At 67.9% G+C, this 26,042-nt stretch carries 23 protein-coding genes and 2 pseudogenes; 13 read left to right on the top strand and 12 right to left on the bottom strand.

Features of this window, described 5'->3' with window-relative positions; all coding sequences use genetic code 11:
- Positions 1–18: 18 nt before the first annotated feature.
- Positions 19–849, bottom strand: coding sequence for a hypothetical protein (locus tag H5U26_RS02430; protein WP_290616286.1), 831 nt, complete (start codon positions 847–849; stop codon positions 19–21).
- A gap of 223 nt (positions 850–1,072) precedes the next feature.
- Here H5U26_RS02430 and H5U26_RS02425 point away from each other — a divergent pair, with 223 nt between their 5' ends.
- Positions 1,073–2,416: a Rieske 2Fe-2S domain-containing protein gene (locus H5U26_RS02425; protein ID WP_290616285.1), complete on the top strand. Its 1,344-nt coding sequence runs from the start codon at positions 1,073–1,075 to the stop codon at positions 2,414–2,416.
- A 26-nt stretch (positions 2,417–2,442) separates the two neighbouring features.
- Complete coding sequence (locus tag H5U26_RS02420; RefSeq protein WP_290616284.1) at positions 2,443–2,934, top strand: aromatic-ring-hydroxylating dioxygenase subunit beta; 492 nt, start codon at positions 2,443–2,445, stop codon at positions 2,932–2,934.
- An 81-nt stretch (positions 2,935–3,015) separates the two neighbouring features.
- On the opposite strand, the gene H5U26_RS02415 is transcribed toward H5U26_RS02420, so the two are convergent.
- From H5U26_RS02415 to H5U26_RS02395, 5 genes are read right to left on the bottom strand one after another with little or no spacing between them, the layout of a single operon-like run.
- Positions 3,016–3,270, bottom strand: a complete 255-nt coding sequence (locus H5U26_RS02415) for a hypothetical protein (protein ID WP_290616283.1) — start codon at positions 3,268–3,270, stop codon at positions 3,016–3,018.
- Positions 3,267–4,061 (bottom strand): ABC transporter permease, encoded by a 795-nt coding sequence (locus tag H5U26_RS02410; protein WP_290616281.1) that lies wholly within the window; start codon positions 4,059–4,061, stop codon positions 3,267–3,269. The genes H5U26_RS02415 and H5U26_RS02410 overlap by 4 nt, the downstream gene beginning before the upstream one ends.
- Positions 4,058–4,966: an ABC transporter permease gene (locus tag H5U26_RS02405; RefSeq protein WP_366055873.1), complete on the bottom strand. Its 909-nt coding sequence runs from the start codon at positions 4,964–4,966 to the stop codon at positions 4,058–4,060. Before H5U26_RS02405 ends, H5U26_RS02410 begins: the two co-directional genes overlap by 4 nt.
- 5 nt (positions 4,967–4,971) lie before the next feature.
- On the bottom strand, positions 4,972–5,451 hold the full coding sequence (locus tag H5U26_RS02400; RefSeq protein WP_290616277.1) for a L,D-transpeptidase: 480 nt from the start codon (positions 5,449–5,451) through the stop codon (positions 4,972–4,974).
- A complete protein-coding gene (locus tag H5U26_RS02395) occupies positions 5,432–6,991 on the bottom strand; it encodes an ABC transporter substrate-binding protein (protein WP_290616275.1) in 1,560 nt (519 codons plus the stop codon). The genes H5U26_RS02400 and H5U26_RS02395 overlap by 20 nt, the downstream gene beginning before the upstream one ends.
- Before the next feature lie 36 nt (positions 6,992–7,027).
- On the opposite strand from H5U26_RS02395, the gene H5U26_RS02390 reads away from it, so the two are divergent.
- Both H5U26_RS02390 and H5U26_RS02385 read left to right on the top strand, forming a co-directional pair.
- Entirely contained in the window at positions 7,028–7,387 is a 360-nt protein-coding gene (locus H5U26_RS02390; RefSeq protein WP_290616273.1) for a hypothetical protein, read from the top strand.
- Positions 7,388–7,395: 8 nt separating this feature from the next.
- A complete protein-coding gene (locus H5U26_RS02385; RefSeq protein ID WP_290616271.1) occupies positions 7,396–8,058 on the top strand; it encodes an MBL fold metallo-hydrolase in 663 nt (220 codons plus the stop codon).
- Between the two features lie 53 nt (positions 8,059–8,111).
- Here the strand turns inward: H5U26_RS02385 and H5U26_RS02380 are convergent, their stop codons facing one another.
- From H5U26_RS02380 to xseA, 4 genes are read right to left on the bottom strand one after another with little or no spacing between them, the layout of a single operon-like run.
- Positions 8,112–8,459, bottom strand: a complete 348-nt coding sequence (locus tag H5U26_RS02380; protein WP_290616269.1) for a Rieske (2Fe-2S) protein — start codon at positions 8,457–8,459, stop codon at positions 8,112–8,114.
- Between the two features lie 51 nt (positions 8,460–8,510).
- The gene (locus H5U26_RS02375; protein WP_290616267.1) at positions 8,511–9,290 is read right to left on the bottom strand and encodes an SDR family oxidoreductase; all 780 of its coding nucleotides are present in this window, start codon (positions 9,288–9,290) and stop codon (positions 8,511–8,513) included.
- A gap of 26 nt (positions 9,291–9,316) precedes the next feature.
- Complete coding sequence (locus tag H5U26_RS02370) at positions 9,317–10,204, bottom strand: M23 family metallopeptidase (protein WP_290616265.1); 888 nt, start codon at positions 10,202–10,204, stop codon at positions 9,317–9,319.
- Positions 10,204–11,586 (bottom strand): exodeoxyribonuclease VII large subunit, encoded by a 1,383-nt coding sequence (xseA, locus tag H5U26_RS02365; protein WP_290616263.1) that lies wholly within the window; start codon positions 11,584–11,586, stop codon positions 10,204–10,206. The genes H5U26_RS02370 and xseA overlap by 1 nt, the downstream gene beginning before the upstream one ends.
- Before the next feature lie 129 nt (positions 11,587–11,715).
- Here xseA and guaB point away from each other — a divergent pair, with 129 nt between their 5' ends.
- From guaB to H5U26_RS02320, 9 genes and pseudogenes are all read left to right on the top strand, one after another.
- Positions 11,716–13,179 (top strand): IMP dehydrogenase, encoded by a 1,464-nt coding sequence (gene guaB, locus H5U26_RS02360; RefSeq protein WP_290616261.1) that lies wholly within the window; start codon positions 11,716–11,718, stop codon positions 13,177–13,179.
- Between the two features lie 123 nt (positions 13,180–13,302).
- A complete protein-coding gene (gene guaA / locus H5U26_RS02355; RefSeq protein ID WP_290616259.1) occupies positions 13,303–14,877 on the top strand; it encodes a glutamine-hydrolyzing GMP synthase in 1,575 nt (524 codons plus the stop codon).
- 152 nt (positions 14,878–15,029) lie between these two features.
- Complete coding sequence (locus tag H5U26_RS02350) at positions 15,030–15,284, top strand: stabilization protein (RefSeq protein WP_290616257.1); 255 nt, start codon at positions 15,030–15,032, stop codon at positions 15,282–15,284.
- A pseudogene (locus tag H5U26_RS14880) lies at positions 15,285–15,738 on the top strand (PIN domain-containing protein).
- A gap of 59 nt (positions 15,739–15,797) precedes the next feature.
- On the top strand, positions 15,798–16,073 hold the full coding sequence (locus H5U26_RS02340; RefSeq protein WP_290616254.1) for a hypothetical protein: 276 nt from the start codon (positions 15,798–15,800) through the stop codon (positions 16,071–16,073).
- A 4-nt stretch (positions 16,074–16,077) separates the two neighbouring features.
- On the top strand, positions 16,078–16,602 hold the full coding sequence (locus H5U26_RS02335; RefSeq protein WP_290616252.1) for a DNA-binding protein: 525 nt from the start codon (positions 16,078–16,080) through the stop codon (positions 16,600–16,602).
- A 96-nt stretch (positions 16,603–16,698) separates the two neighbouring features.
- Positions 16,699–17,781: an IS630 family transposase gene (locus H5U26_RS02330; RefSeq protein WP_290616250.1), complete on the top strand. Its 1,083-nt coding sequence runs from the start codon at positions 16,699–16,701 to the stop codon at positions 17,779–17,781.
- A gap of 118 nt (positions 17,782–17,899) precedes the next feature.
- Positions 17,900–22,222 carry an NACHT domain-containing protein gene (locus H5U26_RS02325; RefSeq protein ID WP_290616248.1) on the top strand — a complete coding sequence of 1,441 codons (4,323 nt, stop codon included), beginning with the start codon at positions 17,900–17,902 and terminating at the stop codon, positions 22,220–22,222.
- A complete protein-coding gene (locus tag H5U26_RS02320) occupies positions 22,219–23,688 on the top strand; it encodes a hypothetical protein (RefSeq protein WP_290616246.1) in 1,470 nt (489 codons plus the stop codon). The genes H5U26_RS02325 and H5U26_RS02320 overlap by 4 nt, the downstream gene beginning before the upstream one ends.
- A gap of 2 nt (positions 23,689–23,690) precedes the next feature.
- Here the strand turns inward: H5U26_RS02320 and H5U26_RS02315 are convergent.
- Together H5U26_RS02315 and H5U26_RS02310 are read right to left on the bottom strand one after the other, a co-directional pair.
- A pseudogene (locus tag H5U26_RS02315) lies at positions 23,691–24,295 on the bottom strand (IS3 family transposase); the annotation flags it as partial.
- Positions 24,296–24,441: 146 nt separating this feature from the next.
- Complete coding sequence (locus H5U26_RS02310) at positions 24,442–25,770, bottom strand: IS1182 family transposase (RefSeq protein WP_290616244.1); 1,329 nt, start codon at positions 25,768–25,770, stop codon at positions 24,442–24,444.
- Positions 25,771–26,042: the final 272 nt, after the last annotated feature.

The following is a 26,042-nucleotide window of genomic DNA, read 5'->3' as shown; positions in this document are numbered from 1 at the left end:
AGCGCGCGGGGCGCGCGTTTACGCCGCCTGCGAGTAGACGCGGATCGGCTCGATGGCGTCGTTCATCAGCTCCTGACGGATGGCTTCGATCTCGTCGTCGCTCATCGGGTACAGGAACTGCTCGTTGCGCTGCAGCACTTCCAGATAGCGCATGTGCCGCAGCTCGCGGAACATGTCCTGCAGGTCCACGCCGAAGTCCGGCGAGTATTCCGCACAGATTTCCGTCAGCTCCTGCGGTCCGTGGCGCAGCTCGTCGATGGCGATGCCCTTTTGCACCTTGGCCGCCTCGCGGAAGAAATCGTCCACCGGCGGCAGCTGGCTCATGGCCCAGTGCCAGCCGCCCGCGGCGCCTTCGCCGGTGGCGCTGAACACCCGCGCCACCCACGGGTGCTTGCCCTTGGCATAGGCGCCCATGTTGGCGATGTAGTTGAAGTTGGCCGGCCAGCGCTCGCGCTGCGCCAGCATCGGGCCGTCCGGCTCCAGGCCGTTGGGGCCGACATTGGCCAGCACATAGCTGTAGATGTGCTCGACCGGGATCGGCGCGTCCTTGCCGATGGTGCGGTTCAGCAGGTTGTAGTAGCCCTGATAGTGGGCCACTTCTTCCTTGATGGTCTGGAACTTCTCGTCCATGTCGCGACCGTCCAGGCCGGCACGGATGGCGGCCTTGCCCAGATCCGCATGCAGCAGGATGGCGCCGAATTCCTTGCCCATCTGGATGCACAGCCAGTTCATGTCGCGCTCGGGCGTGCGCCGCGCGGCATAGGCGTCGACCACTTTCTTCACCGCCGCGGTGCCCTGTTCAAGGATGCGGATGATTTCCTGCTCGATCTGCTGCTTGGTGTAGCTCATGGTCGTTTCCCCTTGACTGGTGGACGAAGTTGCCGGCCGCCCGGCGCGTTGAGTGGGCCATGCTGCCCTTGGCCGGGCACCACGTCAACGGGCGTTCGGTTGGCCCCGGCGCCTTGCAGGTTGACGGCCGTCAAGATGACCCGGTCACCGCTGTCCAGAATGCGGTTCGACGAGCCTGCAAGGCTCCAATCAAACCGCATATTCGCACGCGAGGAGATCGCCAATGGACGCACGCAGCAGCGCCGGCACCGTGAATCTGGCCGGGTATCTGGACGACCGGGTCGAGGCCGGCGTGGTGCGGGTGGACCGCTCCATCTTCACCGACCCGGAAATCTTCGAGCTCGAAATGGAGCGCATCTGGGAAGGCAACTGGATCTATATGGCCCATGAGAGCCAGATCCCGAACCCGAACGACTTCATGACCCTGTTCATGGGCCGCCAGCCGGTAATCCTGGTGCGCAGCCCGGAAGGCGAGATCAACGCCTTCATCAACGCCTGCGGTCACCGCGGCACGACCTTGGTACGCGAAGTGCGCGGCAACCGGGCCGACTACAGCTGCCCCTTCCACGGCTGGGTGTTCGACACCCGCGGCGACGCCAAGGTAGTGTTCAAGGAAGACGGCGCCGGCTACCCGGACTGCTTCGACAAGAGCAACTACGGCCTGACGAAAGTGCCGCAGGTCAAGAGCTATCGCGGCTTCATCTTCGGCAGCCTGAACGCCGACGTGCTGCCGCTGGAGCAGCACCTGGGACCGGCCACCGCCTGCATCGACCTGCTGGCCGACCAAAGCCCACAGGGTCTGGAAGTGCTCAAGGGCTCGTCCACCTACACCTTCAAGGGCAACTGGAAGATCCAGGCCGAGAACGGCGTCGACGGCTACCACCTGTACGCCACGCACGGCAACTACGTGATGACCACCGAGCACCGGCGCAAGCTGCGCGGCGACGCCGACCCGGTCAAGGCCATGCAGGTCGGCGGCATCGACAAGAAAAAGGGCGGCTTCTTCGACCTGGGTCATGGCCACGTCATGCTGTGGGGTGATTTCCCGAACCCGGCCGATCGCCCCAACTACGACCAGCTGGCGGCCTACACTGAAAAATTCGGTGCCCAGAAGGCGCACTGGATGGTGGCGCGCCTGCGCAACCTGCTGCTGTACCCGAACGTGTTCCTGATGGACCAGACCTCGACGCAGATTCGCGTGTTCCGGCCCATCTCGGTGGACGAGACCGAGGTCACCATCTACGGCATCGCGCCCAAGGGCGAGGATCCGAAGAACCGCGCCCACCGCATCCGCCAGTGGGAAGACTTCTTCAACGCCTCGGGCATGGCCACGCCGGACGACATCATGGAGTTCACGCAAAGCCAGATCGCCTTCAAGGCCAAGGCGGCGCGCTGGAACGACGTCTCGCGCGGCCTCAAGCACGTGCACTTCAACGAACCGAACGAGGAAGCCGCCTCGCTGGGCATCCAGGTACAGTCCTTCGGCACCAAGCTGGAGGACGAGGGAATCATGGCCGCCCAGCACCGCTGGTGGCTGAAAACCCTGACCCACGGCCCGCAAGGCTGACCGCCGCCACACGCCAGGACACGATCATGAAGCAAGACATCACGCAGGCCTGCGCCGACCTGCTCTACACCGAGGCGCGTCGCCTCGACCAGCGCGACTGGGACGGCTGGCTGGACCTGTATCTGCCCGAAGCGACCTTCTGGATCCCCATGTGGGACACCGAATACGAGCTGACCACCGACCCGCAAAGCCAGCTGTCGCTGATGTGGTACGGCGACCGCTCGGGGCTGGAGGACCGCGTGTTTCGCATCCGCACCGGCATGTCATCGGCGTCGGTGCCGCTGCCGCGCACGGTGCACCAGATCACCAACATCCTGGTCGAGCCGCAGGGCGACGGTGACCTGATGGTCTACTCCAACTGCCAGACCATGAGCTACCGGCACAAGACCATCGACAACTTCTACTGCCACTACGAGCACCGGCTGCGGCCGGTGGCCGGCACGCTCAAGATCATCGCCAAGAAGATCATCGTCGCCAACGACCTGATCCGCGACGTGATGGATTTCTACCGGGTCTGACGCGTCCCGACCTGGCGCCTGCCGCCGCCCGGCTGGCAGGCGCCAGGACCTGTTCCGGCGCAAACCGGCCGCTATCGGCCGCTATCGACTGGCGCGGCGACGCCAACCCCGCCACAGGCCGACCGCGCTGATGGCCAGCCAGAATATTTCGATGATGACCGACGACAGGTTGAAGTTGACCGTCAGCGACACCAGCAGCAGCACGGCGCCGGCTGCGTTGCAGGCCGAATACGCCACGCCCTGACTGTCGATGCGGCCAAGCTGCAGGCCAAGATAGCTGGCGAGCACCAGCAGCACGCCAAGATTGCCGACCGCGTCGGCCCAGCCGTAAGTCATGTCGTCCCCTTCGGATCGAGCCGTCGGCGCAGGTTCTCGCCCAGCACGCTGATGGCGTAGATGACCGCCACCAGGGCGGCGCCCGGCAGCAGCAGGTAATGCGGCGCCACCAGCAGGTAGCGGGCGCCCTCGCGGATCAGGCCGCCCCAGGACGCCTGCGGCGGCTGCACGCCAAGGCCCAGAAACGACAGTCCGGCCTCGGCGGTGATGGCGCCCGCGCTGGCCAGCACCGCCTCCACCAGCAGCGGCGCCGCCAGCAGCGGCAACAGGTGCCGGCCAAGGATGCGCACGTGCCCGCAGCCGAGCGCCACCGCCGCCGCCACATGATCGGCGCGCTGCAGCGACAGCACCTGGGCGCGCGTCAGCCGGGCAAAGCCAACCCAGCCGACACTGACCAGTGCGATCACCACGTTGTCGATGCCCGGCCCCAGCAATCCGGCCAGCAGCAGGGCCAGCAGCAGCCCCGGAAAGGCCAGCACCAGATCCGTCACCCAGCGCAGGCAGCGATCCGGCCAGCCGCCCAGATAGCCGCCGGCCAGCCCGGCCGTGATGCCCAGCAGCGCCTGGCCAGCCACCACCTGCACCATCACCGCCAGCGACACCCGCGATCCGGCCAGCAGGCGATCGAGCAGCGGCCGGCCGAGCTCGTCGCAGCCCAGCCAGGCGCCCGGCAGCAGCGCCGGGGCGTGCAGCACCCGGTCCAGCCGCGGCGTGTCCGGATCCAGACCCAGCCACGGCGCCAGCAGCGACAGCGCCAGCCAGGCGCCCAGCACCGCAACGGCCCCTCTCACGGCCGGCGCACGCGCGGGTCGATCCAGCCGTAGGCCAGCTCCGTCAGGCCGTTGACCAGCACGTACATGCCGGCGATCAGCAGCACGCAGCCCTGCACCAGCGGGTAATCGCGGGCGCCGATCGCCTCCACCGTCAGCGCACCCAGGCCCGGCCAGGCGAACACCGTCTCGGTGATCACCGCCCCGCCCAGCAGTGCCCCCACCTGCAAACCGAACACCGTGGCCACCGGCAGCAGCGCATTGCGCACGCCGTGCCGCCACAGCACCTGGCCCGGCGGCAAGCCCTTGGCGCGGGCGGTGCGCACGTGTTCGGCGGCCAGCACCTCGCTCAGGTTCGCCGCCAGCTGGCGCGCCAGCGTGGCCGCCAGGCCCAGTGCCAGCGTCAGTGCCGGCAGGACGAGCGAGGCCAGCTGCTCGCGCCCGGCCACCGGCAGCCAGCCCAGCTGCACCGCAAACAGCAGGATCAGCAGCGGCCCGAACCAGAAGCCCGGCAGCGCCAGACCCAGCAGCGTCAGCGTGCCGGCCAGGCGCCCCGCCAGCCTGCCGGCGCGCACCGCCATGACGATCCCCAGCGGCAACGCCAGCGCCACGGCCAGGGCCAGCGCGGCCCCGGCCAGCTGCAGCGTGGCCGGCAGGCGGGCGCCGATCAGGGTCGTCACCGGCTCGTGATAGCGCAGCGAGTGCCCAAGATCCAGCCGCGCCAGCCCGCGCAGGTAATCGCCAAGCTGCACCGGCAGCGGCCGGTCGAGTCCGAGCTGCGCCACCAGCGCCGCGCGGTCGGCGCCGCTGGCGCGCTCGCCGAGCATCACCTCCACCGGATCGCCCGGCAGCACGCGCACCAGCAGAAACACCGTCACCAGCACCGCCAGCACTGTGCTGGCGGTGGCGGCCAGCTGGCGCAGCAGGCGGCTCACCCCACCAGGTCCACCGGCGTGCCGGCCGGCGTCAGCTCGAACAACCGCAGCAGCTCGGCGTTGGCCATGCGCACGCAGCCCTTGGAGCCGGGCACGCCCAGCGGTGTGCTGTCCGGCGTGCCGTGGATGTAGATGTAGCGGCGCAGCGTGTCGACCTCGCCCAGCCGATTGCGCCCGACTTCGCAGCCGGACAGCCACAGGATGCGCGTCAGGATCCAGTCCCGGCCCGGGTGCTGCGCCGCCAGCTGCGGGCTGTAGACCTCGCCGGTCCAGCGCCGGCCGACGAACACCGCCCCCAGCGGCGCGCCGGCGCCGATTCTGGCGCGCACCACATGGCGTCCGCGCGGCGTCTGAAAGCTGCCGAAGCGCTCGCCCAGGCCCGCAGCGGCGGTCGACACCGGCGCCGCCAGCAGCAGCTCGCCATCCTGGCGCAGCTCCAGCCACTGGCGGGCAAGGTCAATGCGGATGTCGGGCATCTGTATCTACAGGGGGCGGGTCGGTGAATTCGAGGGCATCCCAGGCGCCGTCCGGGCGCAGCGCGTAGCCGCGCAGGCCGGCGCGGGCGACCGCGACATTATCCTCGTACCACAGCGGCACGTAGGGCAGCTGGGCGTGGATGGCCCGCTGCGCCTGCCGGTACAGATCGACCTGACGATCGCCCTGCGCCTGCGCCGCCGCATCCAGCAGCGCGTCCACCGGCGGACTCATGAAGCGGCCGCGATTGGCGCCGGCCGGCGGCAGCGAGGCGCTGTGGAAAAGCTGGCGCAGCACCTCCGGCTGCGTGATGCCGACCCAGGCCAGCGAGTAGAGCTGAAAGCGCCCGGCCCGGATGTCGCCGAAAAAACTGCCCCACTCGTTGCTTTGCACGCGCACGCGGATGCCGACCGCCGCCAGCTGCGCCTGGATGGCGGTAGCGATGCGCAGGCGCAGCGGATCGGTGGAGGTCTTGTAGACGAGCCGCGGCTGCGCGTGTCCGGCCTGTGCCAGCAGCCGGCGCGCCAGGGCCGGATCGTGTGCGTACTGCGGCAGTTCGGCGGCGGCGTAGTGCCCTGGCGGCAGCGCGCTGCCGGCCAGGCGCGCCGCGCCGCCCAGCAGATGGCGGATGATCGCCTCGCGGTCGATGGCATGCGCCACCGCCTGACGCACACGCAGGTCGCCGGTCACCGGATCGGCCAGGTTGAAACCCAGGTAGTGGTAACTGCTGCCCGGCGCGCGACTCAGCTGCACGCCCGGCCGGCCGGCCAGATACGTCAGCAGCTCCGGCGGCAGGTCGTTCTGCAGCAGGTCCAGTTCGCCACGCAGGAGCTTGAGCACCCGCACGGTCGGGTCCGGCACCACCCGGAATTCCACCTGCAAGCCGTCGCGTCGGCGCTGCAGTCGTATCCGGTCCGCGCTGAGCTCCTGCAGCGCGAACGGCCCGCTGCCGTCGTAGTGACAGGGCGGCACGGTCGGCGCGCCAGGCGCAGCGCATCGAGCCGGCAGAATGCCCAGCGTCAGACGCGTCGGGAACAGCGGATCGGGCCGGCTCAGGGTGAAATCGATTTGGCCGGGCGCGACTTCATCCGCCGCCTCCAGCGCGCCCAGCTCCGAGCGCAGCGGCGAGGCGCCACCCGCATTCGACCCGACCCCGAGCACCGCCCGGTAGGTCGCCACCACATCCGCTGCCGTCAACGGCGCGCCGTCCGTGAAGCCGGGGCGCGGCTCGCGCAGCGTGAAGCGCCAGCGCAGGGCGTCCAGTTGCTGCCAGTCCGCCGCCGCCGGCCGCGGTCGGTAATCGGCATCCAGCTCGACCAGGCGCGAGTAGACCAGCCGCGCCATACGCGCAGAGGCCGCATCCGCCGCGCGCCGCGGATCGATGTCCAGCACCGGCTGGGCCAGCCCCACGCGCAGCGGCGGCGGCTGGGGCGCCCCCTGCGGTCCGCAGCCGGCCAGCAACAGGCACAGCAGCGCGATCGGGCCGCGTTGACGCACGCGCCGACCGGCCGCCATCATGCCGGCCGGGCCGCGTCCGGCCATGACCGGCGTCCAGCACCAACTCCGTCGAGGAATTCCATGAGCACCATCCGCGAGACCGCCGAATCCCTGGGCGTGGACCGAATCCGCCGCCACATCTTCCTGTGCGCCGACGCCAGCGAGCCGAAGTGCTGCCCGCGCGAGGTCGGCATCGAATCCTGGAATTTCCTCAAAAAACGCCTGAACGAGCTCAAGCTCACCGGCGACGGCGGCGTCTACCGCACCAAGGCCGGTTGCCTGCGCATCTGCGAGCAGGGGCCGGTGGCCGTGGTCTACCCGGACGGCACCTGGTACCACTCCTGCACCCCGCCGGTGCTGGAGCGGATTATCCAGGAGCACCTGATCGGCGGCCGGGTGGTGCAGGACAACCTCATCATCGAGCACAAGCTGCAAGACTGACGCCGGCGATGTCAGACACGCTCCAGTTCGAGATCATCCCGGTCACGCCGCTGCAGCAGAACTGCACCCTGCTGCTGTGCCCGGCGACCGGCAACGCGGCGCTGGTCGATCCGGGGGGCGACGTGGAGGACATCGTCGCGGCCATCGAGCGCCACGGCGCGCACCTGGAAAAAATCTTCCTCACCCACGGCCATCTGGACCACGTCGGTGGCACCGTGGCGCTGCGCGACCGCTACGGCGTGCCGGTCGAGGGCCCGCACCCGGCCGACGCGTTCTGGATCGAGAGCCTGCCCATGCAGGCGCAGATGTTCGGCTTCCCGCCGCTGCCCGCCTTCACGCCCGACCGCTGGCTCGAGGGCGGCGACACAGTGCGCTTCGGGCAGGTGCAGCTGGCTGTACGCCACTGCCCGGGCCACACGCCGGGGCACGTGGTGTTCTTCGATGCAGAGGCGCGCCTGGCGCTGGTCGGCGACGTGCTGTTCGCCGGCTCCATCGGCCGCACCGACCTGCCGCGCGGCAACCACGCCGACCTGCTGCGATCCATTCCCGAACAATTGTGGCCGCTCGGCAACGACGTGCGCTTCGTGCCCGGCCACGGCCCCATGTCCACCTTCGGCGCCGAGCGGCGCAGCAACCCGTTCGTGGCCGATTCGGTGCTGGCGCGCGGCTGACGGCGCCGCCAGAAAGCCCGCCCCGCGCCCGTGACGCGGGTCAGGCCTTTACCTCACACGTCCACCAGCACCGCGTCGCCTTCCACCTTGGTGGCGTAGGTCTTGATCGGCTTCTTGGGCCGGAACAGGTTCAGCAGCTGCACCCCCGGCGGGAAGCAGGCCCACTTCACGGCCTCGCCGGTCTTGATGTCGAACTCGGCCCGGTGCAGCGGGCACTGCACGCGCTGGCCGTCGAGAATCTTGCCGCGGGCCAGCGGGCCGAACACGTGCGAACAGCTCGCCGCGGTGGCCCGAAAGCCATCGGCGAGGTTGTACACGACGACCGCCTCGCCGTTGACCTTGAAGCGGGCCATGCCGCCGGCCGGCACGTCGTTCACTGAACAGGCGCGTACGTAAGCCATTGCAGTCTCCCTGGCTGAAGGCGGCCAGCGCCGCCGCTGTGGTGAAAACGGTCAGCCCGCAAGCAGGCCGCCGTCCACACTGTAAACCGAGCCGGTCACGTAGCGCGCGCTGTCGGAGGCCAGGAACAGCGCCACGTCGGCAATTTCGTCCGGCTGGGCGAAGCGGCCCATCGGTACGCGCGCGGCCAGGCGCTCGTGCAAACGCGGGTTGTCCTGCAGGCCCTGCGTCATGTCGGTGGCCACCCAGCCGGGCGCCACGGCATTGACGCGGATGCCGTCGGTCGCCCAGTCGACCGCCAGGCTGCGCGTCAGGCCCAGCACGCCGGCCTTGCTGGCGCTGTAGGCAGCCACGCGCGGCGTGCCGATCAGGGACGCGACCGAGGCGATGAACACGATCGCCCCCGGCCGACCCTGCGTGAGGCACCGGGCACCGAAGGCGCGCGCGGCCAGAAACGGCCCGCGCAGGTTGACCGCCATGATCTGGTCGAAGGCCGCGTCGCTGATGCGCTCCGGCCGCGCGTAGACCGGACTCACACCGGCGTTGTAGATCAGCGCGTCCAGGTCACCTGCGGCCTGCAGCACGGCCTCCAGGCTCGCCGGGGCATCGGCGGCAGCGATGTCCAGACCATGCCCCGTCACCTGCGTCCCGTGTCTGGCCGCGAGCGCAGCTGCGGTTTCGGCCGCCGCCTGCGCACTGCGCGCGGTCAGATGCACCACGGCGCCCAGCTGCGCCGCCCGCGTGGCGATGGCAAGACCAATGCCGCGACTGGCGCCGACGATCAGCAGCCGCTTGCCGGTGATGTCGCCGATGCCGGGCGCGGTGCTGCTCATGTGTCGTTCCTCGGGCCGTGTGCCGATCAACGCGCGGCTTGGGTTTCGGTGACCAGAAACAGCCGCGGATCGACGCGCGCGTCGTTCAGGCTCAGCGCCCAGTGCAGGTGCGGCCCGGTGGCCCGACCGGTGCTGCCGACCTTGCCGATGGCGTCGCCGGTCGCCAGCTGCTGCCCCTCGCGCACCGCCACCGAACTCAGGTGGCAGTACAGCGTGACCAGGCCATGACCGTGGTCGACGAACACCGTGTTGCCGGTAAAGAAGTAATCGCCCACGCGCAGCACCCGCCCGGGCGCCGGGGCCGTGACCGGCGCGCCGGCCGGGGCGGCGATGTCGATGCCCGAATGCGGACTGCGCGGCTGGCCGTTGATGACGCGGCGCAGGCCGAAGTTGCTGCTCAGCGGCCCCTGCGCCGGCATGGCAAAGCGCAGCTGCGGGACTGGCGTGGAGCGATGGCGAAACGCGGCCAGAATCTCCACCTGCTCGCGCTCGATGCGCTTGAGGCTGGCGGCCGACGGGGTGACCTTGTCCTGGTCGGTGATGGTCAGGCGCTGCACGGGGTACTCGCGTGCCGCCACGGTAAAGCCGATGTTGCGCGTGCGCCCGTCCGCGAACCGCAGCCGCAGCGCCGCCGGACCCGGCGTCTGCCCGAGCGGGATGCCGACCACTGCCCGCCAGCCGTCATCGACCGGCACGGTCAGCACCGGCTTGCCGGCGAAGCTCGCCTCTGCGGCCGCATCGAAACCCGCCGGCAGCGCCAGCACGGCCACGCCGCCGGGTACCGGGTCGGACCGCGGCAGGGCCATAGCCAGCCACGGCGTCGCCAGCAGTACCAGCGCGATCAGCAGCATGCCGCCGGGCTGGCGTGCGCCCGCGCGCCGCGCTCGCCCGACGTCGATCCGTGTCGTGTGCATCAGTCCTCGTCCCCATTGGCATCGATGGCTTCGACGCGCGCATCCGCCGCGCCGCTTCCCAGCCGCAAGCGTACCCGCTCGCCGACTGCCAGCTGCGCCGCCGAGTGCACCACCGGCAGGTCCGGCGGGCGCGAGACGATGGCGTAGCCGCGGGCCAGCGTGGCCAGGGGGCTGAGCGCATGCAGGCGGGCGGCGGCACCGGCCAGTGCCTCGCCGCGGGCGCGCAGCAGCTGCGTCTGTGCCCGCGTGAGCCGGCCGGCTGCGGCGTCCAGCCGAACGGCACCGGCGGCGATGCGCCGCGCCGGCGAGGCGGCACGCAGGCGCAGCAGTGCGCGTTCCTGGCGTTCGCGTCGCCGCGCCAGGCAGGCGATCGTCGCCAGCCCCAGGCGCCGCTGCAAGCGGGCCAGATCGTCCCCCAGCCGGCGCAGGCGCTCGCCCGGATGCACCAGCCGCCGCGTCAGGTAATCCACGCGCTGCTGCTGGCGTTGCAGTTGGTGTTGCAGCGCGCGCAGCAGGCGCCGCTGGCGCTGGGCGAGCGCGGCCAGCCACTCGCCGCGGTCCGGCACCACCAGCTCGGCGGCCGCGGTCGGCGTCGGCGCGCGCTGGTCGGCCACCAGATCGGCCAGGCTGAAGTCCACCTCGTGACCGACGCCGACCACCGTCGGCAGCGTACAGCGCGCCAGCGCCCGCACCACCGCCTCGTCGTTGAAGGCGGCCAGATCCTCCAGCGAGCCGCCGCCGCGCACCAGCAGCAGCACGTCGCCGAGCGCATTTTCGGAGGCCGTGTCGATGGCCTTGACGATGGCCGGCGCGGCGCCGTCGCCCTGCACCGGCACCGGCAGCAGCAGCACCTGGATGGTCGGCCAGCGCCGGGCCAGCGTGGTCAGCACGTCGTGCACCGCCGCGCCGCGCGGCGAGGTGACCAGCACCAGCCGCTGCGGCAGGGTCGGCAGCGGGCGCTTGCGGTCCAGGTCGAACAGCCCCTCGGCGGCCAGGCGCGCCTTGCGCTGCTCCAGCGCCCGGCGCAGGGCGCCGTCGCCGGCCGGCTCCAGATGTTCCACCAGCAGCTGGAACTCGCCGCGATCCTCGTAGAACGACACCCGCGCCCGCAGCAGCACCTGATCGCCGGTGCGCGGCCGCTCGCGCAGCAGGCTGGCGCGCGAGCGGAACATCACGCAGCGCACCTGGGCGCGGCTGTCCTTGAGGGTGAAGTACAGATGCCCGGACGCGGCGGCGGTGAAATTGCCGATTTCCCCCTCCAGCCACAGCAGCGGGAACCCGGCCTCCAGCAGCGCGCGCACCTCCAGCGTGAGGCGGGACGGCGTGTACACGTCCCGCTCGGGTGGGCCGGCGCGACTGACGGCGGGTTCGATGGCGGGCATGAGCGGCAGACCGGAACAGGGCCGGCGATTATAGGGCGACGGTCACAGGCTGCCGGCGGGCGCATTGCCGGCCCGCGGCGGCGGCCTATAATGGGCCGACCCTCAAGCTGCTGCCGCGGGTCGCCCCCTATGCGCATCGCCTACGAAGCCCTGACCTTCGACGACGTCCTGCTGATCCCGGCGTACTCGGACGTACTGCCGCGCGAGGTGGACCTGAGTTCCCGCGTCACCCGGCAGATCACGCTGCGCATCCCGCTGCTGTCGGCGGCCATGGACACGGTCACCGAGTCCGGCCTGGGCATCTGCCTGGCCCTGCAGGGCGGCATGGGCATCATCCACAAGAACATGCCCCTCGAACGCCAGGCGGCCGAAGTGCTGCGGGTCAAGAAGTTCGAGAGCGGCGTCATCAAGAACCCCATCACCGCCCGGCCGGACATGAGCATCGGCGAGGTGATGGCGCTGACCCGGGCGCACCGCATTTCCGGCGTACCGGTGGTGGATGGCGAGGATCTGGTGGGCATCGTCACCGCCCGCGACCTGCGCTTCGAGACCAACTACAGCGCGCCGGTGTCCAGCATCATGACCCCGCGCGCGCGCCTGAAGACGGTCCGCGAAGGCGCGCCGCGCGAGGACGTGATCGCCCTGCTGCACGCCCACCGCATCGAGAAAGTGCTGGTGGTGGACGACGACTTTCACCTGCGCGGCCTCATCACGGTCAAGGACATCGAAAAACAGACCCAGCACCCGAACGCCGCCCGCGACGACCAGGGCCACCTGCTGGTCGGCGCCGCGGTCGGTGTCGGCGCGGCCGGCCGCGAACGCGCGCTGGCGCTGATCGAGGCCGGCGTCGACGTGCTGGTGGTGGACACCGCCCACGGCCACACGCGCGGCGTGCTGGACATGGTGCGCTGGCTCAAGGCCGAGCAGCCGCAGGTGCAGGTGGTGGGCGGCAACGTCGCCACTGGCGAGGGCGCCCGCGCCCTGGCCGAGGCCGGCGCCGACGGCGTCAAGGTCGGCATCGGGCCGGGCTCGATCTGCACCACGCGCATGGTGGCCGGCGTCGGCGTGCCGCAGATCAGCGCCATTTACAACGCCGCCCAGGGCCTGGAAGGCACCGACGTGCCGCTGATCGCCGACGGCGGCGTGCGCTACTCGGGCGACCTGGCCAAGGCATTGGCCGCCGGCGCGCACACGGTGATGCTGGGAAATATTTTCGCCGGCACCGAGGAAGCGCCCGGCGAGGTCGAACTGTTCCAGGGCCGCTCCTACAAGTCCTACCGCGGCATGGGCTCGCTGGGCGCCATGGGCGGCCAGTACGGGTCGAGCGACCGATACTTTCAGGAAAACAGCGAAGCCGAAAAACTGGTGCCCGAGGGCATCGAAGGCCGCGTGCCGTACAAGGGCTCAGCGGTGCCGATCGTGCACCAGCTGTGCGGCGGCGTGCGCGCCAGCATGGGCTACACCGGCTGCCGCACGCTGGACGCCTTCCGCCGCGACACGCGCTTTGCCCGCATCACCGGTTCCGGCGTGGCCGAAAGCCACGTGCACGACGTGACGGTGACCAAGGAAGCGCCCAATTACCCGTCGTACTGAGCGGTCGCCGGCAGCAACTTTGCTTGTGGGAGGCCCGCCCCGGGCCGCGTGCTTGATCGGAAGATTCGCGGCGGGGCGCCGCTCCCACACGCGCCCCGCTCCAACCTCGCCCCTGGCCCGCCCATGACCGACCTGCACGCCGACCGCATCCTGATCCTGGACTTCGGCTCCCAGTACACGCAGCTGATTGCCCGGCGCGTGCGCGAGCTGGGCGTCTACAGCGAAATCCACCCCTGGGACATGGACGCCGCCGCGCTGCGGGCCTTTGCGCCCAAGGGGATCATCCTGTCCGGCGGGCCGGAGTCGGTCACCGAGGCCGGCTCGCCGCGCGCGCCCGAGGTGGTCTGGTCGCTCGGCGTGCCGGTGCTGGGCATCTGCTACGGCATGCAGACCATGGCGGTGCAGCTCGGCGGCACCGTGGAGCCCGGCCAGGTCAAGGAATTCGGGTATGCCGAGATCCGCGCCCACGGGCATTCCAGGCTGCTCGACGGCATCGAGGACCGCGTCAACGCCGAGGGCCACGGCCTGCTCGACGTGTGGATGAGCCACGGCGACCGCGTCAGCGCCCTGCCGGCCGGCTTCAAGCGCATCGCCTCCACCCCCGACGTGCCGCTGGCCGGCATGGCCGACGAGGCGCGCGGCTACTACGCCCTGCAATTCCACCCGGAAGTCACCCACACCCCCCAGGGCACGCGCATCTACGCCCGCTTCGTGCACGACATCTGCGGCTGCGGCGCGGCCTGGACGCCCGGCAACATCATCGCCGACGCCATTGCCCGCGTGCGCCGGCAGGTGGGCTCTGGCCGGGTGCTGCTGGGCTTGTCCGGCGGGGTCGACTCGTCCGTGGTCGCGGCGCTGCTGCACCGGGCCATCGGCGATCGACTGACCTGCGTATTCGTCGACAACGGCCTGCTGCGCCTGCACGAGGGCGACCAGGTGATGCAGGTGTTCGCGCGCAACCTCGGCGTCAAGGTGATCCGGGTCGATGCCGAGGCGCGCTTTCTGGACGCACTCCAGGGTGTGGCCGACCCCGAGGCCAAGCGCAAGATCATCGGTGGCCTGTTCATCGAGGTATTCGACGAGCAAGCCGCCCGGATCGAGGGCGTCGACTTCCTGGCCCAGGGCACCATCTACCCGGACGTGATCGAATCGGCCGGCAGCAAGACCGGAAAGGCGCAGGTCATCAAGAGCCACCACAACGTCGGCGGCCTGCCCGAGCACATGAAACTGAAACTGGTCGAGCCGCTGCGCGAGCTGTTCAAGGACGAGGTACGCGCCATCGGCCTGGAACTGGGCCTGCCCGCCGAGATGGTGCAGCGCCACCCCTTCCCGGGGCCGGGCCTTGGCGTGCGCATCCTGGGCGAAGTCACCAAGGCCGCCGCCGACACCCTGCGCCTGGCCGACCACATCTTCATCGAAGAACTGCGCCGCGCCGGCTGGTACGACAAGACCAGCCAGGCCTTTGCCGTGTTCCTGCCAGTGAAAAGCGTCGGCGTCACCGGCGACGGCCGCCGCTACGAGCCGGTGGTCGCCCTGCGTGCGGTCGAAACCGTCGACTTCATGACCGCCCGCTGGGCGCACCTGCCCTACGAGCTGCTGGACATCTGCTCCCGCCGCATCATCAACGAAGTGCCCGGCCTGTCCCGCGTGGTCTACGACATCTCCGGCAAACCGCCGGCGACCATCGAGTGGGAGTGATTTGGGGTCCGGCACCGGCTGGTACGGTCAGGCACCAAAACACAGCTAGGCCCGCGTCACTGCGGGCTTTTTTGTGATCGTTCGAACCTTGCACGAACGACTGCACAAACCCATCCTTGCAGTCACCGAAAGCAAAGACGGAACTGCGAATCATGGCCACCCTGACGGTAAGGAATGTGCCGAATGACGTGCATCGCGCCTTGCGCGTGCGGGCGCCCCCGCACGGCCGCAGCACGGAGGCGGAGGTGCGCGAGATTCTGGCGGCCGTGGTCAAGCCTTCGAGCCGCGTGCGTGTGGGCGATGCCCTGGCCGCCATCGGCCGCAAGATCGGTCTGAGCAACGAAGATTTCGCCGTCTTCGAGCGTGTGCGCGACAAGACGCCGGCCAAACCCTTGAGCTTCGACTGAATGATCATCCTGAATACCCACGTCGTTTCCGCGGTGATGAAGCCGGAACCAGACGCCGCCATGAGGGCCTGGCTGAACGACCAGGCGGCGGAAACCCTGTATCTGTCGCGCGTCACCCTGGCCGAGTTGCTGTCTTGGCATCCGGGCGGCGCCGGCGGGCAAGCGCAAGAACCTGTTCGACCGGGCGCTGGCGGCGCTGCTGGAGCTGTTCAAGGATCGGGTGCTGCCGTTCGACACGGGTGCCGCGCGCCACTGTGCCGACCTGGCCGTGACGGCCAGGGACGGCGGGCGCGGCTTCCCGACGCCAGACGGCTACATCGCCGCCATCGCTGCGGCCCGGGGCTTCATCGTGGCATCACGTGACCCCTCGCCCAATGAAGCGGCGGGTGTGACCTACGTGCCGAAGTTGATGCCGGAGAACATGGTGGCGCCGGCGTTGAGCGCAACTGCTTGAAAGGTGGCGAGGTTGTCACTTGACAACCTCGCCAGTCTTCCCCATATTGGAGACCACTGATGGCTCGTTCCCCTCACCCGAAGAAAGAGGTCGAGGAAGCTCTCAGGCACGCCGAAGGGCAGGGCTGGCGAGTCGAAGTCGGCGGTAGCCACGCCTGGGGACGGATGTATTGCCCGTACAACGACGAGGAATGCCGCTGCGGCGAGTTCTGCATCACCAGTATATGGAGCACGCCGAAGAACCCCAGCAACCACGCCCGCGCCTTGCGGCGCGTCGTGGACAACTGCACCACGCATCGTAAGCAACGTGAGGTTGACGACGGTGCCAAGGAGTAGCGTGATGGAGTACACCTTCACCCTGAAGTATCAGCTTGCCGACGACGACCGCGACCTGGATGCAATGGTCGAGCGCTTGGGTGAAGCCGGCTGCGATGATGCCTTGGTCGGCATCGGGCAGCCGAGCCGCCTGGCGCTGGAATTCACCCGTGAGGCAGCTGATGCGGACGCGGCTGTGCGCAGCGCGCTGGCCGACGTGCGCCGCGCTGTGCCATCGGCGCGGTTGATCGAGGTGGCGCCGGATCTCGTCGGGTTGACTGATGTGGCCGAGATCGTCGGCGTATCGCGGCAGAACATGCGCAAGCTCATGCTGGCCCATCCAGGCAGCTTCCCGGCACCGGTGCATGAAGGCAGTGCGTCAATCTGGCACCTGGCCGACGTGCTGGTTTGGCTGCAGGCCAAGGGCAGCTATTCGCTGGCGCAGGACGTGCTGGACGTGGCGCGGGTAGCCTTGCAGGTCAACGTGGCGAAGGAAGGCCGGCGGCTGCCGCGCTCGGCGTCCACGGAGCTGGAAGCCTTGGTTGGATGAGGGAAGTGATTGGTCCACCTAACGTTGTGTCCCGAATGTAACTTTCCATGATTTGCGCGGTCCAAGCGGTATGCTTGGCACTGGGAGGGCACATCGATGGGAAGGCCTGCGGTTGAGTTGTTGGTTACTGCGCAGGACCGGATGCAGCTTGAGTCGATCGCCCGATCGCAGAGTCTGCCGGCCGCGTTGTCGCGTCGGGCACAGATGATCCTGCGGTTGGCTGACGGCGAGACCAACAGCGCGGTGGCGCGCCGCTACCGGGTCAGCCGCCCCACCGTGTCGTTGTGGCGCAAGCGGTATGCAGACCAGGGCATCGCCGGACTGCACAATGCGCTCAAATCCGGTCGTCCGCGAAGCACCGGCGAGGATCAGATCGCGCAGTTGATCAATACCGCACTGACCAGAAAGCCGAGCGGCAAGACGCATTGGTCGCGTCGCAGCCTGGCGGACGCAACCGGGCTGTCGAAGAGCACTGTACACCGCTACCTGACGCTGTTTGGCCTGCAGCCGCACCGCTCCAAGAGCTTCAAGCTCTCGAACGATCCGTTCTTCATCGAGAAGGTGCGCGACATCGTCGGGCTGTATCTGAACCCGCCCGATCATGCGCTGGTGCTGTGCGTTGACGAAAAGAGTCAGTGCCAGGCGCTCGAGCGCACCCAGCCGGTGCTGCCGATGGGGCTTGGTTACGTCGAGGGCATCACCCACGACTACGTGCGCCACGGCACCACGACGCTGTTCGCGGCGCTCGACGTGGCCAACGGCACCGTGCTGACGCAGTGCAAGCCCAAGCATCGTCATCAGGAATTCCTGGCGTTCCTGAGGCATATCGAAGCGAACGTGCCTGAGCCGCTCGACGTGCACCTGATCTGCGACAACTACGGGACGCACAGGCACGCTCGAGTGAAGGCTTGGCTGGCACGTCGAGCGCGCTTTCATCTGCACTTCACGCCGACCTACAGTTCGTGGCTGAACCAAGTCGAGCGCTGGTTCGCGTTGATCACGACCCAGGCCATTCGCCGCGGCTCGTTCGATTCGGTGGCCGACCTCAAGCGCAAGATCGATGAGTTCGTGAAGCACTACAACCAGCACCCCAAGCCCTTCATGTGGACCGCCACGGCCGAATCGATCCTCGCCAAGATCGAGCGTCTATGTAAGGTTATCAATGGGACACAACACTAGGTCTGACGCAATACCATGTTGGAATGCAGCCAACCGTTTGCCGATGCAGGTCAGACTGCACACGATGTCAGCACTGTCAACCGCAATAAAGCGAACCGCGATCCCGCTTAGCGGGTACGTGTACCAGAACCTCGTCGGCCTCGGTCTTCTCTGTGACTGGCTTGACGATCCGGGACTCTACGACTGGGTCCAGTTCGAGGCCGATCACGACGAGGTTCCTCAGGGCCTCGACGATATCGTCGCGCAACGACGGGATGGCACGCTCGTCCTGCTGCAGGTCAAGTTCACCGTCAACGCGCAGGACGCCGGGAATGCCTTGACTTGGGATTGGCTGCTAACCCGCAGGCCGAGGGGTCGGTCACTGCTGCAAAAGTGGTGCGACGGCCTGTTCGAGATCGCGGCGGAACGCGTCCACACAGCCGCGTTAGTCACGAACCGAGTCCCGAGCCGAGAGTTCGAGGCCACGATCGACGCGTCGTCCCTCAAGGTGACCCTGGATCGTGTCGACGCGGCTTCACGCACCGAGATCCTTGAGCAACTTGGGGGTGAAGGAAGGGCACGGGCCTTTTTCGACCGTTTCGAGTTCCGGCACAGCTACCAGGGCGCGGAAGCGCTCGAACGAACCGTCGTCGATCGCTTCATCCCGCGACACGGTGATCGCACCGGGTGGTTAGCCCTGTTCCGAGAGGCGATCGATTGGGCGGTACGCAGGAATTTTCCACCGCCGCATGGGAGGGTCACCCTTGACTTCCTGCGTGGGACCGTCGACGTCCGCCGTCCGAGACCCCTTGAGCAGGCGTTTCGCGTGCCGGATGGTTACCAGCCGCCCGACGCGGAGTTCGCCGCCCGGTTCCTGCGCGACCTGGAGACGGAAGCGGCAGTGGTCCTCTGGGGCTCACCCGGCCAGGGCAAGAGCACGTTCCTGAGCTACGTCTGCAGGGAACTCGATCAACGTGACCTGCCGTACATCCGCCACCACTACTTCCTCGACTTGGGCGACCGCTCCGATCGTTTCACGCTGGGGAGCGTGGCCAACTCGCTCATCTCGCAGATGGAGGTGCGTCACTTCGCCCATGTGCAGGGGCTGCACCTCGGCCCGGAGTACCTGCGCGGCTGGATCGAGGCTTGCGCGAACGGTTACGCCAGCGAAGGCAAGCGGTTCATCGTGGTCGTCGACGGCCTCGACCATGTCTGGCGGGAGAACGACCGCGACCGGCAACCGCTGGACAGCCTCTTCAAGGCGCTGTTGCCAGTGCCCGCCAACGTCACCCTGGTCATCGGCACCCAGAAGGTATCCGACGCGCAATTGCCGTTCCAGCTCGGCCGCTTTGTCGACGCCGATGTTTGGCGGGAGCTTCCGCGTATGTCACTCGTGTCCATCGAGAGCTGGCTCCGAGCTCAGCTCGACGCAGGGCGTTTCGAGTTGGAGAGTGCGAGGCATCCGGCGGCAGACGGCCTGGTGGGGCTCGCCGGTGCCTTCCAGGACGTCACTGGCAGCCACCCGCTGGTGCTGACCTATGCCTTCGAGTCACTGCTCAGGCAGCATCGAGTCCTGGAGCCTTCGACGGTCCGCTCAAACGCGCTGGCGCCGGACGGAGACATCCGGAAGTACTACGGCATGCTCTGGCAGCAACAGCCGAATCACGCGAAGGACGCCCTGCACCTACTGGCGGATACCGGCTTCATCTGGCCGCCGCTGGGCCTGGAGACCTGCCTGGGCATCGAGCCGGGCGAACTGAGCCCCGCTATCGGGCACCTGCTCCACAACTCGGAAGCCGGGCAGGTGGCCTTCCACGGAAGCTTGTACGCATTCGTCCGTGAGATCACCGAGCATGCCGAGCGGGTGCAAGTCCTTCTACCCAAGGTGGTCGCGTGGCTAAAGAATCACGCTCCTAGGTTTCACCGCTGGGGCTGGCAGTGGTTGTACGAAGCGCGGGCCGGCGATCCGCGAAACCTGCTGGCCCGCCCTGACAGGAACTGGGTGATCGAGAGCCTTGCAACCGCGTATCCCCGAGACCAGGTCGAGGCAATCCTCGAGCGTGCCGAGGAAATCGCGTTCAGAAACGGTGACTTTGCGGATGCGATCCGCATGCGGTGGCTCAAGACGCGCGTCTACAACGGACCGCAGTTCCAGGTCGACGACTACGAGCGGCTCCACGCCTGCGCCTTGCAGCTCACCGACGACGAGTACCCACTGAAGACACTGGCTGCTGGCCTGCAGACTGCGAGTGTTGATCGCCTCCATCTGATTGGCGGTCAGTATCTGCAGGCGGGGCGAAGCGCTGAAGCGACCGACCTGCTTGAGCGGATGCGACGGCGCATCAACGACCGAGTTAGCGTGGGCGCCTACACGCGCGATGAGTACAAGGTCGCCATCGAGGGCTGGCTGCAGCTTGCCGCAGGCACCAGCCGGTTTGAACCTGAGCGGATCCTTTCCATCACCGGCGGCGGCGGCACGAAAGATGACGCCGCGCACCTGTTCGAAATATTTCTTCGGGAGCTCACCAAAAAGGCCGAGCTTGCGCCGCTGATGGCGTTCGTTTACCTGCCGATGGCGCTTGTTCAGCGGGTCGAACTAGAGTTGGCGTGCCTGCGTCTCGCCGGCGCGCTGCGCGCGAAGGTTCACGAGTGGCCGGCCTTCACCAGGTTCTCGAAGCATCCACTGTCCTCGTGCTGGCGACTGCTCTACCAGAAGGCCACCTACAGGCATCGCCACTTCAAGGAGTATGAGCCGTTGCTCGATGTGGCTCAGCACAACTCACCGTCGCGCGAGTTCACGCAGCGCTATCTGCATCGCTTCTTCTTCGCGAGGGTTGCGCGATGCCTGTCGCAGCGCGGTGCCGCGGTCGTCGAGCCGGCGCCTGTCTACGGCAAGCGAGCCTGGCTGACGGAAGCCTGCAAGCAAATGGCGATGCTTGCAGACACTGTTGGGGCACTCCTGGCCCGCCACGCGGACCCGGCGTTCGCATTGCCGTTCCGCCTCCTGGACGCAGTCAGGCAGCCCGAGGGCTACGAGGCCGTGACCGACCACGTCCCATTCCGTGACGCACTCACGGAGGTGTCCGGCGACCTGTTCCTGCTGACCGCGCTGCGCTCGGGTCGGGTAAAGGTCCCGTCCACTGAGTGGGCCCACGCCAGGAAGTCGCAGCACTTCGCGTCATCAAGCTGGTGCGACCGGTTTGCTGGTCCAGGCCTGGATCTGCTGGATCGCGAACTCGTTGGTGACGACATCGATGGCCGGGCTCGCGGCATCACGGCGGTCGTGACCCCCTTCAACGAAAGGGCGGCCAGCTATGTCGAGCTCTGCCAGCTCGCGACCACTTTCGGACTCAGGGAGCGCGCCGACGCCCTTTTGCGCAGGTCGCTGGCCTGCGTGATCGGCTACGGCTGGCGCAAGGATCCCACCATTGCTTTCGCGCTTGATGCAGTGAAGGCAATCTCGCCGAAGGATCGTGCGTTCGCGACGGACATGCTGCGCCGGCTTGTCCCGGTCGTCCTGCCTCTGGGGGACATGACCGAGGACTCCGGCACCCGCCCTTCGGACCTTGCGGCCCTGATGATCGATCTCATGCCGGGGGTCTTCGCCGCCTTCTTCAACCACTGCCTCGTGTCCTCCGAGTGGTACACGGCGGCGAACGTCTTCGCTGAACTGCTGTCGAGCCAGCCGCTCGATGACCCGGCCATGCCTGTCGTCGCCGCGGCGCTGTGGGACAGCACTGCCGTTGGCGCGCTGCGCGGCCGCGCAGCGGCAGGCGATCCCCACGCACAGGTTTTGATCACCGCCAACGCGGAACGCTTCGGCCTGCCGGTCGAAGAGCTTGGCAGCGAGCGGGAGCGCTACAGCTCGCCCGAGCCGGAAGATCCTGACATCGACGTAACCATCTACTCGGCCTCCAGTGTCCAGGAGCTGCTGGCGGAGCTCCGCTCGCGAAAGGCCTACGTGGCGGAGCGAAGAATCGTCCGTAGATGGTTTGAGCATTGGCTGGCTCGGGGCCGGGGTATCGAATTGCTGCGCTGCCTCGAACCGCTTCGCGACCGGCGCGACGGCTTCGGCGGGATCGCCGACATCCTGGACCAGGCCTTCCAGACGAGCCTGCGTCTGGAGGGAAGGGAGACGGCATACCGCTGGCTGGTCGCCGCGCAACTGCAATGCCGCGGCTGGGACGAGTACCACGGCCTGCAGCAGGCGCTTGAGCGATACGCGACGTTTGCGGCCCACTACAAGGAGAGGTGGAGGCAGTTCATCTCCGATACAACCCGGCCGGACGGGCCTGGTGGCTCGCTGTCCATCCCGCACCATCGCCTGGTCCACTTCCTCCTCGCGGTGGACGAGGTTGCCGCGGCAAGGAGCGTGGTCGAGGCTATGGTGGATACGACCGTCGAGGACTTCTCCGACCAGCCGCTGACGAGTCCGGCCTGGCTGGTGCAGGCAGAGGCATGACGAGCGCGGAACTACTCGATGTTGCGATGTGCAGGCTCCGCCTGCCCGTTCCCATGGCCAAGTTGCAAGTGATCCATCAGGTCGCCGGAGCACTCAAGAACGAGAGGACGGGCGCGGCGACGTGGCAGGCGCTGCTGCGATGGTTGCGTGCGCTCACACTTGAGTCGGAGGTACTTGAGGCACTCGCCATCGTGGTTGCTGCGCGGGGGGCACCGGTTCTCTCGTCGGCGGATCTGCGGGCCTCGATCAACGCACCCTCCGCGCTGTCTGATGCCTTCATCGGGCACGCCTTCGGCACGCCCGTGCTCGTGCACTCGTGGCTGAAGGGTCACTCTGGCGAGGCGCCGCGCTTCTACCAGCGACCAGAGCTGAGAGAGGAACTCGCACGCGGCCAGATCGTCCCGAGGGCCCTGGTGCTCAGCTTGCAAGACCTGCAGCAGGAGTCGGGCAGGCCCTTCATTGCGCAGTGGACCTTCGAGTTCGAGCGGCTGATCGAGCATACCGACAGCAGCAGTGACGGTCACTTCAGCTTCTTCCTTCCCGAGAGCGACCGGGGCGAGGTGGGCCAGTTCGTCGCGCGGCGTGGTCAGCTCGCGAGGTCTGCCTTCCTCAGGACGCTTGCCCTCGCCGCTGATATTTGGAACATGCCCATTGCGGAGGCCCAGGCCGCGGCTATGGTCGCGTCGCCGGCTGACCTCAGTCTGCTGCCTATGCTGCCCGGTGGGGTACCCGGATGGGTGGTGCCTCTCCACGGGGCCCGTCCCGGTGCGCCGGAAGAGGTGGCACGCCTTGCCGCTTCAGTCCTGAGGGAAGTGCAAGAAGCCGAGGCTAAGTCGCTGCTTCATCTCAACCTGCCGCTGCATGGAGACGTTCGATACAACTGCGAGTTGGAGATTGTTTCCATCCTTAGCTCTGGCGAAGCCATCGATGCGGAGGAAGTCTTCCGGGTCCACGACTTCCTTCCGGGCACGATGTACGTGCCCAGGGCCGAGGACCTGACGCTGCGGATCGATGCGCTGGACAGACAGGCGACCTTTCCGGCGAAGGCGGGAGGTCGCCTCCGGCCTGTCCTATTGCCGCTGGTTGGCAACAGAGTGGGATATCTGCAGTCCGATCTTGTGAGCCGCATGCCTTGCCTCCCGGCGCACGAATCACAAAGTCCCCTGATTGCGATTTCTAGAGAGGGTGGCGCGGATGTGCTTCTCTCTGGGACCAAAGTCGGCGAACTGCTGCACTGGAACTGGAGGTGGAGGCCAACCCATCCGAAGCATATGGGCGGTCCCACTGGTGTGGCACTCGTCCTCGACCGCGACGTGACCAGGCGACTACTTCACGTCGACGGAATGCGGCTTTGCCATGTGTGGAGGGCTAGGGTGCTGAAGCGCGAAACCGATTACGGGGACTGGCGCGAGGAAGTCTGGCATGGATCTGTGCTCGGGATTGGGCTGGAGAGCACAACGGCGTGACCTTGCCTCTCGAGCACGTTGGGCGCCACCGGCCGGCGATGATCCGAGTCCGTCGTCACCCGGTAGGGCCGTCGGTACAGCGGGCGCAGCCCCTGGCGCTGCAGGCTCTTGCGCACGCGCTCGTGGCCGACCGGCTGCCCCAGCGCCCGCACAATCCGCCGGCGCCCGTAGCGGCGTTTGTACTGGGCGTGAAGTGCGGCCACTTGGGCGTCCAGCGCCGCATTGCCCTGCGCACGCGGGCTTGGCGGCCGCGTTCGCCACTGGCAGTAGCCGGTGCGCGAAACGTCCAGTTGACGGCACATCCGGGCCACGCTGAACCGGTCGCGGTGCGCATCGATCCAGGCGTACTTCACCGCGACTGCTTCGCGAAATACGCCGCCGCTTTTTTTACGATCTCCAGGTCCAGCCGGGTGTTGGCCAGTTCGCGACGCAGGCGCGCGTTCTCGGCCTCCAACTCCGACCCGGATCGCTTCACCGGCACGGCTCCCGGCTTCCCAGTGGCCAGCTTTCCCACCCGGCTGAGCCGGATCCAGTTCCACAAGCTGGAATCCGGAATCCCGAGCCGCTTCGCCGCCTGGCAGCCGCCGATCGACTCCGCTAGGAGCCTGGGCGGCTGAAAGTTTCAGCCGATCTTGATTCGAGCGCGCCAGCGACGCGAGGCGATGATCGATCTGGAGCGTGCCGTGCATGATCCGCTTTGAAGCGGGTCGGGGGGCTTGCATGCAGTGGGTGGCGCATTGCGCCCTTGATCGGTTACGTCGGCGCCCATCCCAGCCGCTGCATCCGCCGCAGGTTGAGCGCCAGACACACCAGATTCCACTCGCCCGTCACCGCCTCACGGCCGCGGACACTGAATCGCCGAAAGCCCATCGCCTGTTTGATCCAGCCGAAGACCGGCTCGGGGATGAACTTGCGCCGCCGGTAGTGATCCTTGCCCTGCGGCGTGGCCAATCGCTCGGCCATGCGCTGCGTTGCCGGGTGTTGCGCTGGATCGATCGTGCGCAAGGCCTTGCCTTCACGCGCCAGCGCCACGCACGCGGGCAGTTGCCGCGCCTCCAGTGCCGCGAAGTTGTCCTCGCTGGCATAGCCGCTGTCAGCCAGCGTCATCGTCGGCGCAGCGCCCACGGTGCGCATCGTGGCCTCGATCATCGGCAGCAGCTGATGGGTGTCTGCCGCACAGTCCGTCAACCCGGTCGCGACAATCAGATGGCTGTCTTCGTCCACGGCCGCCTGAGCGTTGTAGCCCTGCTGAAACCCATCGGCCGTCTTCATGATCCGCGACTGCGGATCCGTGAAGTTGTCCTGCGCCTGGTCCTCGGGTACGCCGAAGGCGCGCTTGCAGCGACGCCCGCCCGGACCGCGCGTCTGGCCGTCGTCGTCCATGCTGCGTCCGTCCCTGTGGTCCTGCTCGCGCTGCCGCGCTTGGAGCCGCGCCTTGGCCGCCTGGATGATCTTGAGCCGCTGCTCGCGCCGTCCCAGCTCATCCGGCAGCGCGTCGCCGCGCCGGTCGCCGTACTGGGCATCTTCCTGCGCGTCCTGCGCCTCGGCCTGCTTCAACAGCTGCGCAATCTCGGACTTCAGCCGCGCCTCCTGCTCCCGCATCCGGCCATAGCTCATCGCCTTGTGCTTGCTGGCGTTGGCCTTGATCTTGGTGCCGTCGATGCCGATCCGGCCCAGCTTCACCAAGCCCGCTTCCCGCGCCAGCTGCACGATCTGCACGAACAGTGCCGAGAACTCCGCCAGGTGCAGCTGCCGAAACTCCCGCAGCGTCCGGTGCGCCGGGAAATTCCCCGCGCCCAGCACGCGAAACGCCACGTCCTCTTCCAAACGACTGGCGATCTTGCGCGACGAGAACACGCCGCTGGCGTAGGCATACACCAGCACCTTGACCATCATCGATGGATCGAACGGTTGACGCCGCCGGCCGTCACCCGCATAGCGCGCATGAAACGCTTTGAGGTCCAGCGCTTCCACGGCGTCGGATATGAAGTACGCCAGATGCCGCTCCGGCAGCCACTCCTTGAGTGACGCAGGCAGCAACAGAAGCTGGTCGGGATCGTACGGGCGGTAGGTCGTTGGCATGGCCAAATCTTAGCGCCATGGATTCCTACCGCCCAGGCTCCTAGCCGCACCGCCTCCGCCTTGAACTCATCCGGGTACTGCCGGTTCGGTACCAATGCTCTGTTGCCCATCTCGCTCTCCGTTCATCAGAAAATTATCAACGTTCTGATGTATGTGAAACCGAGGCAGGGTCAACCGTCATTGGCTCGCGGCACGGCACTTCCGATACCGTCAACCTCGGGTGAGGACGTCCCGTTCTGCCTTGCCGAAGGCTGTGAAGCGGGCTTCATCGC

The sequence above is a fragment of the Immundisolibacter sp. genome, from assembly GCF_014359565.1.
In the GTDB taxonomy this organism is placed as follows: Bacteria; Pseudomonadota; Gammaproteobacteria; order Immundisolibacterales; family Immundisolibacteraceae; genus Immundisolibacter.
The sequence above is the reverse complement of the archived record's forward strand: the minus strand, read 5'-3'. Positions and strand labels throughout refer to the sequence as shown.

Excerpts from the sequence above, each read along its gene's own strand:
- H5U26_RS02430 (WP_290616286.1), bottom strand. The coding sequence starts at position 849 with ATGAGCTACACCAAGCAGCAGATCGAGCAGGAAATCATCCGCATCCTT.
- H5U26_RS02425 (WP_290616285.1), top strand. The coding sequence starts at position 1,073 with ATGGACGCACGCAGCAGCGCCGGCACCGTGAATCTGGCCGGGTATCTG.
- H5U26_RS02420 (WP_290616284.1), top strand. The coding sequence starts at position 2,443 with ATGAAGCAAGACATCACGCAGGCCTGCGCCGACCTGCTCTACACCGAG.
- H5U26_RS02415 (WP_290616283.1), bottom strand. The coding sequence starts at position 3,270 with ATGACTTACGGCTGGGCCGACGCGGTCGGCAATCTTGGCGTGCTGCTG.
- H5U26_RS02400 (WP_290616277.1), bottom strand. The coding sequence starts at position 5,451 with ATGCCCGACATCCGCATTGACCTTGCCCGCCAGTGGCTGGAGCTGCGC.
- H5U26_RS02395 (WP_290616275.1), bottom strand. The coding sequence starts at position 6,991 with ATGGCCGGACGCGGCCCGGCCGGCATGATGGCGGCCGGTCGGCGCGTG.
- H5U26_RS02390 (WP_290616273.1), top strand. The coding sequence starts at position 7,028 with ATGAGCACCATCCGCGAGACCGCCGAATCCCTGGGCGTGGACCGAATC.
- H5U26_RS02385 (WP_290616271.1), top strand. The coding sequence starts at position 7,396 with ATGTCAGACACGCTCCAGTTCGAGATCATCCCGGTCACGCCGCTGCAG.
- H5U26_RS02380 (WP_290616269.1), bottom strand. The coding sequence starts at position 8,459 with ATGGCTTACGTACGCGCCTGTTCAGTGAACGACGTGCCGGCCGGCGGC.
- H5U26_RS02375 (WP_290616267.1), bottom strand. The coding sequence starts at position 9,290 with ATGAGCAGCACCGCGCCCGGCATCGGCGACATCACCGGCAAGCGGCTG.
- H5U26_RS02370 (WP_290616265.1), bottom strand. The coding sequence starts at position 10,204 with ATGCACACGACACGGATCGACGTCGGGCGAGCGCGGCGCGCGGGCGCA.
- xseA (WP_290616263.1), bottom strand. The coding sequence starts at position 11,586 with ATGCCCGCCATCGAACCCGCCGTCAGTCGCGCCGGCCCACCCGAGCGG.
- guaB (WP_290616261.1), top strand. The coding sequence starts at position 11,716 with ATGCGCATCGCCTACGAAGCCCTGACCTTCGACGACGTCCTGCTGATC.
- guaA (WP_290616259.1), top strand. The coding sequence starts at position 13,303 with ATGACCGACCTGCACGCCGACCGCATCCTGATCCTGGACTTCGGCTCC.
- H5U26_RS02350 (WP_290616257.1), top strand. The coding sequence starts at position 15,030 with ATGGCCACCCTGACGGTAAGGAATGTGCCGAATGACGTGCATCGCGCC.
- H5U26_RS02340 (WP_290616254.1), top strand. The coding sequence starts at position 15,798 with ATGGCTCGTTCCCCTCACCCGAAGAAAGAGGTCGAGGAAGCTCTCAGG.
- H5U26_RS02335 (WP_290616252.1), top strand. The coding sequence starts at position 16,078 with ATGGAGTACACCTTCACCCTGAAGTATCAGCTTGCCGACGACGACCGC.
- H5U26_RS02330 (WP_290616250.1), top strand. The coding sequence starts at position 16,699 with ATGGGAAGGCCTGCGGTTGAGTTGTTGGTTACTGCGCAGGACCGGATG.
- H5U26_RS02320 (WP_290616246.1), top strand. The coding sequence starts at position 22,219 with ATGACGAGCGCGGAACTACTCGATGTTGCGATGTGCAGGCTCCGCCTG.
- H5U26_RS02310 (WP_290616244.1), bottom strand. The coding sequence starts at position 25,770 with ATGCCAACGACCTACCGCCCGTACGATCCCGACCAGCTTCTGTTGCTG.